The organism is Paracoccus sp. UBA889, from assembly GCA_002294185.1.
Lineage (GTDB): Bacteria > Pseudomonadota > Alphaproteobacteria > Rhodobacterales > Rhodobacteraceae > Paracoccus.
Genome location: DBFD01000058.1, coordinates 12,456 through 26,044 on the forward strand (window position 1 = coordinate 12,456; position 13,589 = coordinate 26,044).

Consider the following 13,589-nt stretch of genomic DNA (forward strand, 5'->3'; position numbering starts at 1 on the left):
CGATTGCCCGATTTGCGATCAGGGGGGCGAATGCGACCTTCAGGATCAGGCGATGGCCTATGGCGTGGATTTCTCCCGCTACCGCGAGCCCAAGCGCGCGACCGAGGATCTGGACCTCGGCCCACTGGTCGAGACGCATATGACGCGCTGCATTTCCTGCACCCGTTGCGTGCGCTTCACGACCGAAGTTGCGGGCATCACCCAGATGGGCCAGATCGGCCGGGGCGAGGACGCGGAAATCACCGCCTATCTGGGCGAAACGCTGGATTCGAACCTTCAGGGCAACATCATCGACCTGTGCCCGGTGGGTGCGCTGGTTTCCAAACCCTATGCCTTTACCGCGCGGCCCTGGGAACTGACCAAGACCGAGTCCATCGACGTGATGGATGCGATGTGCAGCAGCATCCGGGTGGATACGAAGGGCCGCGAGGTGATGCGCATCCTGCCGCGCAACCATGACGGCGTGAACGAGGAATGGATTTCCGACAAGACCCGCTTTGTCTGGGACGGGCTGCGCCGGCAGCGGCTGGACAAGCCCTATATCCGCGAGAACGGCAAGCTGCGGCCCGCGACCTGGCCCGAGGCCCTGACCGCGGCCGCGCGCGCCATGCAGGGCAAGAAACTGGCCGGGCTGGTCGGCGACCTGGCACCGGTCGAGGCGGCCTTCAGCCTGAAGACGCTGATCGAGGGCCTGGACGGCCATGTCGAATGCCGCACCGACGGCGCCCGGCTGCCCGCCGGCAATCGCAGCGCCTATGTCGGCACCGCGCGGATCGAGGATATCGACCACGCGAAATACATATTGCTCGTCGGGTCGAATCCGGCAGTCGAGGCGCCGGTGCTGAACGCACGCATTCGCAAGGCGTGGTCGCAAGGCGCTCGGATCGGCGTCGTGGGCGCGGCGGTGGACCTGACCTATCCCTATCACCACGCCGGGACCGATCGTGCCGCCTTGCAGGCTATCGTCGACCGCGATCACAGCGACGTGATCGATCATCCGTCCCTGGTCATCGTCGGGCAGGGGGCGTTGCTGGGCGATGACGGCGCGGCCGTGCTGGCCGCTGCCATGGCGGCGGCCGAGGCATCGAAAAGCGGCCTGCTGATCCTGCACACCGCCGCCGGACGGGTGGGCGCGATGGATGTGGGCGCGGTGACCGAGGGCGGTCTGCCGGCGGCGCTGGAGGGCGCCGAGGTGGTCTATAATCTGGGTGCCGACGAGGTCGAGATCGCGGATGGCGCCTTCGTCATCTATCAGGGCAGCCATGGCGACCGGGGCGCGCATCGCGCCGATATCATCCTGCCGGGGGCCTGCTATACCGAGGAAAACGGCCTTTTCGTGAATACCGAGGGCCGGCCGCAGCTTGCCATGCGGGCCAATTTCGCACCCGGCGAGGCGAAAGAGAACTGGGCGATCCTGCGCGCCCTGTCGGCGGAACTGGGCCAGCAATTGCCGTGGGACAGCCTGGCGCAACTGCGCCGCGCGCTGATCCGGGCGGTGCCGCATCTGGCCCGGATCGACCAGGTGCCGGCGAATGAATGGCAGGCCGTGCCGAGGGCCGATCTGGACAGCGCGGCCTTCGTCTATCCGATCAGGGATTTCTACCTGACCAATCCGATCGCGCGTTCCTCTCCGCTGATGGCGGAATTGTCGCGGATGGCCGCGGCGCGGCAGGCGCCGGCGATGGCGGCAGAGTAACCCCATGCGGCCAGCCCTTCGCCAGCCGCTTGTCCGCGCTGCAGCCCTTGCGGGGCTGGCGGCGCTGACGGGGTGCGGCGCGAAGACCGAGGCGCGTCCGCCCGCCAAGCCCGCATCGCTGAGCGCAACGATCGCGGCGCCCGGCGCGGCGGGCGACAGGGCCGCGCTGACGACGGCCCGGATCTCGACCAAATCGGGGCAGATCCTGATCCTCGAACCCGATGGCAGCGTCACCAGCATGGATCTGGATTCGGCGGCGGGGCGCAGCGCCTTTGCCGTCAGCGATGCCGATCTGGCGGCGCTGGACGACAAGCCGCGGCCGGATCCGGCCGGCGCAGGCGCGACAAGGCCGAAAGGCCCGACCGCGCAGCAAAGGGCCATCGCCGCCTTTGCCCGGCGGACCCGACCCGCGCTTCCGGACCGCAAGGAAGGCAGCGAAATTTCGGACAAGGATTTTCTGGGCGCGCGGGTGAAGCCTCTGGGTGACGGCAAACGGTCCGATCTGGTCGAAGTGACGGCGAATCTGCGCCAGGGGGTGGACGCCGATATCGCCTTTTCGTATGCCACCTGCGCGCTGGCAGGCTGGGCAAAGGCGAATGGCGCCCGTTATGGCCGTCACATCCGCACGCTGCAGGACACGCGCGATGGCAAGTTGCTGATCGGGGCCGCCTTCACGATCTCGGACAGCAAGCCGCTGGGCCTGCGGGTGATGGAAACGAATGAGACCTTGCGCGAATGCAAGGCACGCGGCATTCCCGCGGCGTAAGCAGAAGGACGGGCGTCATGGACGGATTTTGGTCTTCATCGCTGGGCATCGCCATCATCCTGCTGGCGCAGGGTCTGGCGCTGATCGTCTTCGTGATGCTGTCGCTGGTCTACATGGTCTATGGCGACCGCAAGATCTGGGCAGCGGTGCAGATGCGGCGCGGCCCGAACGTGGTCGGACCCTGGGGCCTTCTGCAAACCTTCGCCGACGCCTTGAAATATGTCGTCAAGGAAGTGGTGATACCGGCCGGCGCCGACAAGTTCGTCTTCTTCCTGGCGCCGTTCCTGTCGATGATGCTGGCGCTGACCGCCTTCGTGGCGATTCCCTTCGCGCCCGGCTGGGTGATGGCCGACATCAATGTGGGCATCCTGTTCATCCTGGCCATCTCCTCGCTCGAGGTTTACGGCGTCATCATGGGCGGCTGGGCCTCGAACTCGAAATATCCGTTCCTGGGTTCGCTGCGCTCGGCCGCGCAGATGATTTCCTACGAGGTCAGCCTTGGCCTGATCATCATCGGCGTCATCATCTCGACCGGTTCGATGAACCTGACCGATATCGTCGAGGCGCAGCGCGGGATGGGGCTTCTGTCCTGGTACTGGCTGCCGCATCTGCCGATGCTGGTCCTGTTCTTCGTCAGTTGCCTGGCGGAAACCAACCGCCCGCCCTTCGATCTGCCCGAGGCCGAATCCGAATTGGTGGCGGGCTTCATGGTCGAATATTCCTCGACCCCCTATCTGCTGTTCATGGCCGGCGAATACATCGCGATGTGGCTGATGTGCGCGCTGATTGCGCTGCTGTTCTTCGGCGGCTGGCTGTCGCCCATTCCCGGCATCCCCGACGGGGCGCTGTGGATGTTCCTGAAGATGGTCTTCTGGTTCTTCATGTTTGCCATGGTGAAGGCGATCGTGCCGCGCTATCGCTATGACCAGTTGATGCGCATCGGCTGGAAGGTGTTCCTTCCGATGTCGCTGGGCTGGGTCGTGATCGTCGCCTTCCTGGCGAAATTCCAGGTCTTCGGATCGTTCTGGGCCCGCTGGGCGGGGATGTGATCGACATGGCCTATTCGAACAGGATCGCGGAATCGCTGGCCAGCGCCTCGGAGCAGGACAAGATCGAATTCGCGCATTTTCTGGCCAATAATCTGGACAGCGCCGAAAACGCCCGTGACGGCGCGCGTATCCGCGACTATGTGGCGGCCTTCGACCGCTTTTCCGCGCCCAAGCAAGGGGAGCATTTCTGATGGCTTTCGATATCGCCCGCGCCACCAAGTATTTCCTGATGATGGATTTCATCAAGGGGTTCGGCCTCGGCCTGAAATACTTCTTCGCCCCCAAGGCGACGCTGAACTATCCGCACGAAAAGGGGCCGCTGAGCCCGCGTTTTCGCGGGGAACACGTGCTGCGCCGCTATCCCAACGGCGAAGAACGCTGCATCGCCTGCAAGCTGTGCGAGGCGATCTGCCCGGCCCAGGCGATCACCATCGACGCGGAACCGCGCGCCGACGGATCGCGCCGGACCACGCGCTATGACATCGACATGACCAAGTGCATCTATTGCGGGTTCTGCCAGGAGGCCTGTCCGGTCGATGCCATCGTCGAGGGACCGAATTTCGAATTCGCCACCGAATCCCGCGAGGAACTGTTCTATGACAAGCAGAAACTGCTTGCCAACGGCGACCGCTGGGAAGCCGAGATCGCCCGCAACCTCGCCATCGACGCGCCCTACAGATGACCGACGCTTTCCAGAAGATGTTCCAGCAGATGATCCAGTCCGGTCATGAAATGGCGCGGGTCTTCAATCCGGCGCTGGAACATGTCGATACCAAGGCATTCGAGAAGCTGATCCCGACCATGCCGTCGGACATGCTGGAAATGTGGTTCGGCAAGACCTTCAACCGCGACGGGCTGGATGCCAGAACCCGTCTGCTGGTCACCATCGCCGCGCTGACCGTGCAGGGCGCCCAGGCCGAGCCGCAATTGCGCCTGACCATCCGCCATGCCGTCGAGGCGGGCGCCACCCCGCGCGAGATCGCCGAGGTGATCTATCAGATGGGCATGTTCGCGGGCATCCCGGCAATGCAGAAGGCGCTTGAGATCGCCCAGGGCGTGTTTACCAAACCCGAGGAGCGCGAATCCGAATGATGATCTTTTCCTTCTATCTCTTCGCCATCAGCGTCTGCGTCTCGGGATTCATGGTCGTGCTGGCGCGCAACCCGGTCCATTCGGTTCTGTGGCTGATCCTGGCCTTTCTCTCTGCGGCCGGGCTGTTCGTCCTGCAAGGCGCCGAATTCGTCGCCATGCTGCTGGTCATCGTCTATGTCGGCGCGGTTGCGGTGCTGTTCTTGTTCGTGGTGATGATGCTGGACGTCGATTTCGCCGAGCTGAAGGGCGAATTCGCACGCTATCTGCCGCTGGCCGGGCTGATCGCAGTCGTGCTGCTGGCGCAGCTGGGAATCGCTTTCGGGGCCTGGCAATCCTCGGACCAGGCCGAGGCGATGCGGGTCGTGCCGATCGACGCCGGGGCGCAGAACACGAACCTGATCGGGATCGTCCTCTATGACCGCTACATGCTGCCGTTCCAGCTTGCGGGGCTGATCCTGCTGGTGGCGATGATCGGGGCGATCACCCTGACCATGCGGCATCGCCGGGACATCAAGCGTCAGGATGTCCTGACGCAGATGTATCGCGATCCCGCCAAGGCGATGGAATTGCGGGACGTGAAGCCGGGACAGGGGCTGTAGCCGACCGGAACGGCCGCCCGGATCGCGGCAAGGGAATATTTTCAACGGGTGAGCGACCCGGAGGGACGGAAAAGATGATCGGTTTGACACATTACCTTGTCGTAGGGGCGATTCTGTTCGTCGCCGGGGTGTTCGGCATCTTCGTGAACCGGAAGAACGTCATCGTCATCCTGATGTCGATCGAGCTGATGCTGCTGGCGGTCAACATCAACTTCGTCGCCTTCTCGGCCCATCTGGGCGATCTGGTCGGGCAGGTCTTTACCCTGTTCATCCTGACCGTCGCCGCCGCCGAGGCCGCGATCGGGCTGGCGATCCTGGTGGTGTTCTTCCGCAACCGCGGCACCATCGCGGTCGAAGACGTCAACGTGATGAAGGGGTAAGGGACCATGACGCAATTCATTCTCTTTGCCCCGCTGCTGGCCGCGATCGTCGCAGGTTTCGGCTGGCGCGTGATCGGGGAACAGGCCGCCCAATACGTGACCACGGGGATCCTGTTTCTGGCCTGCTTCCTGGCCTGGATCATCTTCCTGACCTTCGGCGGCGAGACGCAGCTCGTGCCGGTGCTGGACTGGATCGTCTCGGGCGATTTCGTCAGCGAATGGGCGATCCGGCTGGACCGGCTGACCGCGATCATGCTGATCGTGGTGACGACCGTCTCGGCGCTGGTCCACCTGTATTCGATGGGCTACATGGCCCATGACGACAACTTCGCCCATGACGAACATTACAAGGCGCGCTTCTTCGCCTATCTGAGCTTTTTCACCTTCGCCATGCTGATGCTGGTGACGGCCGACAACCTGCTTCAGATGTTCTTCGGATGGGAGGGCGTGGGCGTCGCCTCGTATCTGCTGATCGGTTTCTACTACAAGAAGCAATCCGCGGGCGCAGCCGCCATGAAGGCGTTCATCGTGAACCGGGTCGGGGATTTCGGCTTTCTGCTGGGCATCTTCGGGCTGTTCTGGATGACCGGCTCGGTCCAGTTCGACGCCATCTTCGGGCAGGTTCCCGAACTGGCGCAGACGCAGATGCAATTTCTCTGGGGCGACTGGAATTCGGCCGAGGTTCTGGCGGTGCTGCTGTTCATCGGTGCGATGGGCAAGTCGGCGCAGCTTTTCCTGCATACCTGGCTGCCCGACGCGATGGAGGGCCCGACCCCGGTTTCGGCGCTGATCCATGCCGCGACCATGGTCACCGCGGGTGTCTTTCTTGTTGCCCGGATGTCGCCGCTTTACGAATTCGCGCCCGACGCCAAGCTGTTCATCACCGTGATCGGCGCGACGACGGCCTTCTTCGCGGCGACCGTGGGTCTGGTGCAGAACGACATCAAGCGCGTGATCGCCTATTCGACCTGTTCGCAGCTGGGCTACATGTTCGTGGCCGCCGGCGTCGGCGTCTATTCGGTCGCGATGTTCCACCTTCTGACCCACGCCTTCTTCAAGGCGCTGCTGTTTCTGGGCGCGGGTTCGGTCATCCACGCGATGCATCACGAACAGGACATGCGGAATTATGGCGGCCTGCGACAGAAAATCCCGCTGACCTTCTGGACCATGCTGATCGGCACCCTGGCGATCACCGGCGTCGGGATACCGCTGACCGATATCGGATTCGCGGGCTTCCTGTCGAAGGACGCGGTGATCGAAAGCGCCTGGGCGGGCAACACCTATGCCTTCTGGCTGCTGGTCATCGCCGCCGCCTTCACCAGCTTCTATTCCTGGCGGCTGATGTTCATGACCTTCTGGGGCACGCCGCGCGGAGACCGGCACACGCATGAACACGCCCATGAAAGTCCGCGCGTCATGACCGTGCCTCTGGTCGCCTTGTCCGTGGGCGCGATCTTTGCCGGCATGGTCTTCTACGAGCCCTTCTTCGGCCCCCGCGAAGAAGTCTCGCGCTATTTCAACATCGCCGGCAGCGAGGCTTCGGCCAGCGCCGAGGGCGAAGCCGGCGCCGAGGCTCCGGCCGGGGAGAATTCTGCCCAGGCCACGACCGAAGGCGCGGCAACCGGGGCCGCGGCCCCGGCCCAGCCGGCGCAGGCCGCGCCCGAGGGTGAACAGGCGGCACCCGGCGCCGCCGAGGGCGGCGACCAGGCGGCAGCGACCGATTTCCCGCCCCCCGTCGGCGGCGCGATCTACATGCGGCCCGACAACGAGGTTCTGGACGAGGCGCATCACGTCCCGGCCTGGGTCAAGCTGTCGCCCTTCATCGCCATGTTGGGCGGGCTGCTGGTCGCTTGGCTGTTCTATATCCGCTATCCCGAGGCGCCCGCCCGGCTGGCCGCACAACAGCCCGCGCTGTATCGTTTCCTGCTCAACAAGTGGTATTTCGACGAGATCTACGACTTCGTCTTCGTGCGTCCGGCCAGATGGCTGGGGCGTGCCCTGTGGACGGGCGGGGACGGAGCCGTTATCGACGGCGCCATCAACGGGGTGGCCATGGGAATCATTCCCCGGCTGACCCGTTTCGCGGGCCGGGTTCAGTCCGGCTATCTGTTCCATTACGCCTTCGCGATGGTTCTGGGCATCGTGGGCTTGCTGATCTGGGTGATGATGCGGGGCGCATACTGACATGACGAACCTTCTTTCGATCATCACCTTCCTGCCCATCGTCGCGGCAGCGATCCTGGCCCTGTTCCTGCGCGGCGACGACCCCGCCTCGCGGAAGAACGCGAAATGGCTGGCGCTGATCGCCACCTCTGCGACCTTCCTGATCTCGCTGTTCCTGCTGGCGGGATTCGATTCCGGCGATACCGGCTTCCAGTTCGTCGAGGATCACGCCTGGATCATGGGCCTGCGCTACAAGATGGGTGTCGACGGCATCTCGATCCTGTTCGTGCTGCTGACCACCTTCCTGATGCCGCTGACGATCCTGTCCACCTGGGAGGTCGAGACCCGCGTCAAGGAATACATGATCGCCTTCCTGGTGCTGGAGGGATTGATGATCGGCGTCTTCACGGCGCTGGATCTGATCCTGTTCTACCTGTTCTTCGAGGCCGGGCTGATCCCGATGTTCCTGATCATCGGCATCTGGGGCGGCGCGAACCGCATCTATGCGGCCTTCAAGTTCTTTCTCTATACCTTCCTGGGCTCGGTGCTGATGCTGGTCGCGATGATCGCGATGATCCGCACCGCCGGCACCACCGACATCGCGCAACTGCTGCAATTCGACTTTCCCTCGCAGACCACGCGCGTGCTGGGCTTTACCGTGGTCGGCGGGATGCAGACGCTGCTGTTTCTGGCCTTCTTCGCCAGTTTCGCGGTCAAGCTGCCGATGTGGCCGGTCCATACCTGGCTGCCCGACGCGCATGTTCAGGCGCCCACCGCCGGTTCCGTGGTTCTGGCCGCCGTGCTGCTGAAGATGGGCGGCTACGGGTTCTTGCGCTTTTCGCTGCCGATGTTTCCGGTGGCGTCGCAGATGCTGCAGCCTCTGGTCTTCTGGCTGTCGGCCATTGCCATCGTCTATACCTCGCTGGTGGCGCTGGCGCAGACCGACATGAAGAAGCTGATCGCCTATTCCTCGGTCGCCCATATGGGCTATGTCACCATCGGCACCTTCGCGGCCAACCAGCAGGGGCTGGATGGCGCGATCTTCCAGATGCTGTCGCACGGCTTCATCTCGGGCGCGCTGTTCCTGTGCGTGGGCGTGATCTACGACCGGATGCACACGCGCGAGATCGACGCCTATGGCGGTCTGGTGAACCGGATGCCGAAATATGCGCTGATCTTCATGTTCTTCACCCTGGCCAATGTCGGCCTGCCGGGCACCTCGGGCTTCGTGGGCGAATTCCTGACCCTGATGGGCGCGTTCAAGGCCAATACCTGGGTCGCCTTCGTGGCCACGACCGGGGTGATCCTGTCGGCGGCCTATGCGTTGTGGCTGTATCGCCGCGTCACGCTGGGCGCGCTGATCAAGGAAAGTCTGAAGACCATCGGCGACATGACCCCGCGCGAGCGCTGGATCTTCGCGCCGCTTGTCGCCATGACACTGCTTCTGGGTGTCTATCCGCGGCTGGTCACGGACATCACCGGCCCCGCCGTCGAGGCGCTGCTGGTCAGCTACAACGATGCCCTGCCGCAAGAGCCGCGCGACGGGCTGGCCGTGACCGCGCAGGCGGAACCGGCCGAAGCCAGCCAGTGAGGGACGCAAGATGACCGCGCTTGATATCTCGACCATCCTGCCCGAGCTTTTGCTGGCGATCTATGCGATGGCCGCGCTGATGGCCGGCGCATGGTTCGGCAAGGACGATCTGGCCAAGGCGATACTCTGGGCCAGTGTCGCGGCCCTGCTGATCGCGGGCTTCTTCATCGGCTTCTCGAACCGGCCGGACGGCACCGCCTTCTTCGGCATGTTCCGCGACGATGCCTTCGCCCGCTTCGCCAAGGTCACATTGCTGGTCTCGGCCGCCGCTGTCCTGGCGATGAGCGTCGATTACATGGGTCGGCACGGGCTGATGCGGTTCGAATACCCGATCCTGATCGTGCTGGCCGCGACGGGCATGATGGTGATGGTCTCGGCCGGGGACCTGCTGTCGCTGTATATGGGGCTGGAGCTGCAATCGCTGTCGCTCTATGTCGTGGCCGCGATGCGCCGCGAAAGCGCCAAGTCCTCGGAGGCGGGGCTGAAATATTTCGTTCTGGGCGCGCTCAGTTCCGGGATGCTGCTCTATGGTGCCTCGCTGGTCTACGGTTTCTCGGGGACCACCAATTTCGACGGCATCTTCGCCACGATCGGCGCGGGCCAGATGTCGCTGGGCCTGCTGTTCGGCCTGGTCTTCCTGCTGGTCGGCCTGGCGTTCAAGGTCTCGGCGGTGCCGTTCCACATGTGGACGCCCGATGTCTACGAGGGCGCGCCGACGCCGGTGACGGCCTTCTTCGCCACCGCGCCCAAGATCGCCGCCATGGCGCTGATCGCCCGGCTGATGTTCGGCGCCTTCGGCAACGTCCCCGGCGATTGGGGCCAGATCATCGCCGCGCTGGCGGTGATGTCGATGTTCCTGGGTTCGATCGCCGGGATCGGACAGCGCAACATCAAGCGGCTGATGGCCTATTCCTCGATCGCGCATATGGGCTTTGCGCTGGTCGGGCTGGCGGCCGGAACCGCCTATGGCGTGCAGGCGATGCTGATCTACATGGCGATCTATGCGGTGATGAACGTGGGCACCTTCGCCTTCATCCTGTCGATGGAGCGCGAGGGCCGTCCGGTCGTGATGCTGGACAGCCTGAACCGTTTCGCCGCGACCGAGCCGCTCAAGGCCTTCGCGGTGCTGTTCCTGATGTTCAGCCTTGCCGGCGTGCCGCCGTTTCTGGGTTTCTTCGCCAAATACGGAGTTCTGTCGGCGGCGGTGCAATCGGGGATGAGTTGGCTGGCCGTCGCGGGCGTCGTCGCCTCGGTGATCGGGGCGTTCTATTACCTGCGCATCGTCTATTACATGTTCTTCGGGGCCGAAAACGAGGGCGTGGAAAGCCGCATGGGGCTGGTGCAGTTCACGGCGCTGGTCGTGCCTGCCGCAATGCTGCTGCTGGGCGCGGTGACGATGCTGGGCGTGGACAATGCTGCCGCCACCGCCGCGCAATCGCTGGTCGGGACCGAGGTGACCGATCCCGGCGTCGGCGAGGGGGGGCCGGTCGTGTCCGGCGAAGGGCCGGCCGATCCGACACCAACCGAGCCTGCGGGTGACTGACGTCATCATTCCCTCCGCATGGCCAAGGGACGTGGCCCGGCATGTTCTGGACCGCGTTGACAGCACCAATGCCGAAGCGATGCGGCTTGCGGACCGGATCGCCGGTCCGGCCTGGATCATGGCGCGTCGGCAAGAGGCCGGGCGCGGCAGGCGGGGCAGGGCCTGGACCGACCCTCCGGGAAATTTCGCGGCAACCCTGCTGATCCGGCCCCAGGGCGGGCCCGCGGACGCCGCGCGACTGTCCTTTGTCGCGGCCCTGGCGGTGCATGATGCGCTGATGACGCTCTGCGGGCCGCAACTGAACCTTGCACTGAAATGGCCCAATGACCTGCTGCTGAACGGCGGCAAATTGTCGGGGATCCTGCTGGAAAGCGCCGGCTCGGGGCGTCAGGTGACCGCGCTGGCCATCGGCATCGGCGTCAATCTGGCCTGCGCCCCCGAGATTGCGGCCGACCAGTCCATCCGGCCCGTCAGCCTGAAGGGCGAGACCGGCCTTGCCGTCACCCCGGACGAATTGCTGGACGCGCTGGCAATCGCCTTCGACCATCGGCAGCGGCAGATGCGCGATCACGGCTTCGGGCCGATCCGCGCCGCCTGGCTGGCCCGCGCCGCGCGGCTGGGCGAGACGATCACCGCCCGCACAGGCGGGACCGAAACGACCGGCGTTTTCGAGGGCATCGACGAGACCGGCGCGCTGATCCTCTCGACACCGCGTGGACGCAAGGCGATTCCCGCCGCCGACATCTATTTCGGCGGGGCGTAAGCCATGCTTCTGTGCATCGACACCGGCAATACGAACACGGTCTTCTCGATCTGGGATGGCGGCAGGTTTCTGGCACATTGGCGCATCGCGACCGATCACCGGCGCACGGCGGACGAGTATTTCGTCTGGCTGTCCACGCTGATCGAGGTGCAGAAATTCAGGCTGGAAATCGACGCCTGCATCATCAGCGCGACCGCGCCGCGCGTGGTCTTCAATCTGCGCGTCCTGTGCAATCGCTATTTCGATACGAGGCCGCTGGTCGTGGGCAAGCCCGACTGCCTGCTGCCGGTTCAGCCCCGCGTCGATGTCGGCACGACGGTCGGCCCCGACCGCCTGGTCAACACCGTTGCCGGGTTCGACCGCCACGGCCCCGACCTGATCGTGGTCGATTTCGGCACCGCGACGACCTTCGACGTGGTCGATGTGGACGGCGCCTATATCGGCGGTGTCATCGCACCCGGCGTGAACCTGTCGCTGGAGGCTCTGCACATGGCCGCCGCCGCGCTGCCGCATGTCGATGTCACCATGCCGGCGAAGGTGATCGGCACGAATACCGTCGCCTGTATTCAGTCGGGTGTCTTCTGGGGCTATATCGGTCTGGTGCAGGGGATCGTCGGCCAGATACGGGCGGAACGCGACCGTCCGATGAAGGTTATCGCGACGGGGGGGCTTGCGCCGCTGTTCGATCAGGGGTTTGACCTCTTCGACGCGATCGAGGACGATCTGACGATGCACGGTCTGCGTCTCATTCACGATTACAACAAGGAGGCGGGCCATGGCTGAACGTCTGATCTATCTGCCGCTGGGCGGCGCCGGCGAAATCGGCATGAACGCCTATGTCTACGGCTATGGTGCGCCGGGCAAGGAACGGTTGATCCTTGTCGATCTCGGGGTGACCTTCGGCGATATGGACAGCAGTCCCGGCATCGACCTGATCATGCCCGATCTGACCTGGCTCGAACAGAACCGCGACCGGCTGGAGGCGATCTTCGTCACCCACGGCCACGAGGATCACATCGGTGCCCTGGGCCATCTTTGGTCGCGTCTGGACGTGCCGATCTACGCCCGCCAGTTCACCGGCACGCTGTGCCGCCTGAAACTGGAAGAGCAGGGACTGCCGGGCGAGGCCGTGAACATCACCGGCCCCCGTCCCGAAGTCACGCAGGTCGGTCCCTTCACCGTGCAATTCGTGCCGGTCAGCCATTCGATCCCCGAAAGCGCGGCGCTGATTATCGACACGCCGGCGGGACGGATCGTGCATACCGGCGACTTCAAGCTGGACGGCACACCGGTCGTGGGCGATTCCTTCGATCCGATCCTGTGGCATGACGTCGCCAGCGAGGGGCAGGGGATCAAGGTTCTGACCTGCGATTCGACCAATGTCTTCTCGACCCATCCCGGCCGGTCCGAGGCGCTGCTGGCCAACCCGATCCTGGAATGGGTGATGGCGCAGAAGAACATGGTGGTGGCCACGACATTTGCCAGCAACATCGCGCGGCTCAAGACCCTGTCCGAGGCCGCGATCGCGTCGGGGCGAAAGGTCTGCCTGCTGGGTCGGGCGATGCGGCGAATGGTTTCGGTCGGACTGGAAACCGGCGTCCTGACCGATTTTCCCGATACGATCGGCCCCGACGAGGCCGCGAACCTGTCGCGCGACAAGGTGATGCTGATCGTTACCGGTTCACAGGGCGAACGCCGCGCCGCCAGCGCGCAATTGTCGCGCGGCCGCTATCTGGGCCTGTCGCTGAAAGACGGTGACAGCTTCCTGTTCAGTTCAAAGACCATTCCGGGCAATGAACGCGCCGTCGGCCGGATCATGAACGCGCTCAGCGAGTCGGGCGTCAATGTCTATGACGCCGATGACGGGCTGTTCCATGTCTCGGGCCACGCCAACCGCCCCGATATCGAGGCGCTGCACGATCTGCTGAAGCCCGAGATCGTGATTCC

At 64.4% G+C, this 13,589-nt stretch carries 14 protein-coding genes; all 14 read left to right on the forward strand.

What is annotated here, in order from left to right; translation table 11 throughout:
* Positions 1-1,696: molybdopterin-dependent oxidoreductase (locus B4L36_RS11935; RefSeq protein ID WP_292957442.1), on the forward strand; the 1,696-nt coding region annotated here is incomplete at its 5' end.
* A 4-nt stretch (positions 1,697-1,700) separates the two neighbouring features.
* Positions 1,701-2,462 (forward strand): hypothetical protein, encoded by a 762-nt coding sequence (locus tag B4L36_RS11940; RefSeq protein ID WP_292957445.1) that lies wholly within the window; start codon positions 1,701-1,703, stop codon positions 2,460-2,462.
* 17 nt (positions 2,463-2,479) lie between these two features.
* Positions 2,480-3,511 carry an NADH-quinone oxidoreductase subunit NuoH gene (gene nuoH / locus B4L36_RS11945; RefSeq protein ID WP_292957448.1) on the forward strand — a complete coding sequence of 344 codons (1,032 nt, stop codon included), beginning with the start codon at positions 2,480-2,482 and terminating at the stop codon, positions 3,509-3,511.
* Positions 3,512-3,516: 5 nt separating this feature from the next.
* Positions 3,517-3,702, forward strand: a complete 186-nt coding sequence (locus B4L36_RS11950) for a hypothetical protein (protein ID WP_292957451.1) — start codon at positions 3,517-3,519, stop codon at positions 3,700-3,702.
* On the forward strand, positions 3,702-4,193 hold the full coding sequence (gene nuoI, locus B4L36_RS11955) for an NADH-quinone oxidoreductase subunit NuoI (protein WP_292957454.1): 492 nt from the start codon (positions 3,702-3,704) through the stop codon (positions 4,191-4,193). Before B4L36_RS11950 ends, nuoI begins: the two co-directional genes overlap by 1 nt.
* Positions 4,190-4,603, forward strand: coding sequence for a carboxymuconolactone decarboxylase family protein (locus tag B4L36_RS11960; RefSeq protein WP_292957457.1), 414 nt, complete (start codon positions 4,190-4,192; stop codon positions 4,601-4,603). Before nuoI ends, B4L36_RS11960 begins: the two co-directional genes overlap by 4 nt.
* Positions 4,600-5,202, forward strand: coding sequence for an NADH-quinone oxidoreductase subunit J (locus B4L36_RS11965; protein WP_292957460.1), 603 nt, complete (start codon positions 4,600-4,602; stop codon positions 5,200-5,202). The genes B4L36_RS11960 and B4L36_RS11965 overlap by 4 nt, the downstream gene beginning before the upstream one ends.
* A 74-nt stretch (positions 5,203-5,276) precedes the next feature.
* Positions 5,277-5,582, forward strand: coding sequence for an NADH-quinone oxidoreductase subunit NuoK (gene nuoK / locus B4L36_RS11970; RefSeq protein ID WP_292957463.1), 306 nt, complete (start codon positions 5,277-5,279; stop codon positions 5,580-5,582).
* 6 nt (positions 5,583-5,588) lie between these two features.
* Positions 5,589-7,766 carry an NADH-quinone oxidoreductase subunit L gene (gene nuoL, locus B4L36_RS11975; RefSeq protein WP_292957465.1) on the forward strand — a complete coding sequence of 726 codons (2,178 nt, stop codon included), beginning with the start codon at positions 5,589-5,591 and terminating at the stop codon, positions 7,764-7,766.
* Between the two features lies 1 nt (position 7,767).
* Positions 7,768-9,336, forward strand: coding sequence for an NADH-quinone oxidoreductase subunit M (locus tag B4L36_RS11980; protein WP_292957468.1), 1,569 nt, complete (start codon positions 7,768-7,770; stop codon positions 9,334-9,336).
* Positions 9,337-9,346: 10 nt separating this feature from the next.
* Positions 9,347-10,879, forward strand: coding sequence for an NADH-quinone oxidoreductase subunit NuoN (gene nuoN / locus B4L36_RS11985; protein ID WP_292957471.1), 1,533 nt, complete (start codon positions 9,347-9,349; stop codon positions 10,877-10,879).
* Entirely contained in the window at positions 10,872-11,642 is a 771-nt protein-coding gene (locus tag B4L36_RS11990) for a biotin--[acetyl-CoA-carboxylase] ligase (protein ID WP_292957474.1), read from the forward strand. The genes nuoN and B4L36_RS11990 overlap by 8 nt, the downstream gene beginning before the upstream one ends.
* 3 nt (positions 11,643-11,645) lie before the next feature.
* Entirely contained in the window at positions 11,646-12,425 is a 780-nt protein-coding gene (locus B4L36_RS11995; RefSeq protein ID WP_292957477.1) for a type III pantothenate kinase, read from the forward strand.
* A partial coding sequence (locus B4L36_RS12000; protein ID WP_292957481.1) for a ribonuclease J occupies positions 12,418-13,589 on the forward strand: 1,172 nt, incomplete at its 3' end. The genes B4L36_RS11995 and B4L36_RS12000, both read left to right, overlap by 8 nt.

Bases quoted from the DNA above. Each gene is read 5' to 3' on its own strand.
- nuoH (WP_292957448.1), top strand. From the start codon at position 2,480: ATGGACGGATTTTGGTCTTCATCGCTGGGCATCGCCATCATCCTGCTG.
- nuoI (WP_292957454.1), top strand. From the start codon at position 3,702: ATGGCTTTCGATATCGCCCGCGCCACCAAGTATTTCCTGATGATGGAT.
- B4L36_RS11950 (WP_292957451.1), top strand. From the start codon at position 3,517: ATGGCCTATTCGAACAGGATCGCGGAATCGCTGGCCAGCGCCTCGGAG.
- nuoK (WP_292957463.1), top strand. From the start codon at position 5,277: ATGATCGGTTTGACACATTACCTTGTCGTAGGGGCGATTCTGTTCGTC.
- B4L36_RS11940 (WP_292957445.1), top strand. From the start codon at position 1,701: ATGCGGCCAGCCCTTCGCCAGCCGCTTGTCCGCGCTGCAGCCCTTGCG.
- B4L36_RS11965 (WP_292957460.1), top strand. From the start codon at position 4,600: ATGATGATCTTTTCCTTCTATCTCTTCGCCATCAGCGTCTGCGTCTCG.
- B4L36_RS11960 (WP_292957457.1), top strand. From the start codon at position 4,190: ATGACCGACGCTTTCCAGAAGATGTTCCAGCAGATGATCCAGTCCGGT.
- nuoL (WP_292957465.1), top strand. From the start codon at position 5,589: ATGACGCAATTCATTCTCTTTGCCCCGCTGCTGGCCGCGATCGTCGCA.
- B4L36_RS11980 (WP_292957468.1), top strand. From the start codon at position 7,768: ATGACGAACCTTCTTTCGATCATCACCTTCCTGCCCATCGTCGCGGCA.
- B4L36_RS11995 (WP_292957477.1), top strand. From the start codon at position 11,646: ATGCTTCTGTGCATCGACACCGGCAATACGAACACGGTCTTCTCGATC.
- nuoN (WP_292957471.1), top strand. From the start codon at position 9,347: ATGACCGCGCTTGATATCTCGACCATCCTGCCCGAGCTTTTGCTGGCG.